Genomic DNA, 551 nt, shown 5'->3' on the forward strand with positions numbered 1-551 from the left:
GGGTCCGCGGAACGCTCGTGGTTCGTGATCACTCGGCGGGTTCCGTCCCCGCGCGCAACGACGGATAGCTATCGACGTCCGCGACGTCGGTAACGACGATCCGCGTCGCCTCCACGTCTTCGACCACGGCGTTCCATCCGCCGATACGGACCCGTTCGTGACCGGTATCGACGATCAGCGTCACCTGTCCGGCGATCTGCGGATCCGATTCTTCACCCCCCACGACGGACTGGACGCCCTCGACGGTGCCCGTGACCGTCCGCGGTTCGCCGGTGGCGAGATTGGTCCCTTCGACCCGGACCGTCACCGTCGCCTCGGACTCGAACAGCGGTCGTGCCTCGCGTATGAACTGCCGGATATCGACGTACTCGATCGGCAGGGTCTCCTGCCGCTCGGAATATATCGGCGTTCCGTGCGCCCATAGACACGTCATAAAGAACCAGTGGAAGACGAAGGTGTACTCCTCATCGTTGACGAGGACGCCGTACTGGTTGACCGCGTCCGGGTGGTGGGAAAAGCAGGCGCTCTGTCGGTCGACCGACGCGACGAAC

At 64.2% G+C, this 551-nt stretch carries 1 protein-coding gene; it reads right to left on the minus strand.

Going from position 1 to position 551, the window contains the following annotated elements; translation table 11 throughout:
• Nucleotides 1-28: 28 nt before the first annotated feature.
• On the minus strand, nucleotides 29-551 hold a 523-nt coding region (locus tag EXE44_RS17440), incomplete at its 5' end, for a TrmB family transcriptional regulator sugar-binding domain-containing protein (protein ID WP_274595385.1).

Source organism: Halorubrum sp. SS7 (assembly GCF_005435055.1).
Taxonomy (GTDB): Archaea; Halobacteriota; Halobacteria; order Halobacteriales; family Haloferacaceae; genus Halorubrum; species Halorubrum salinarum.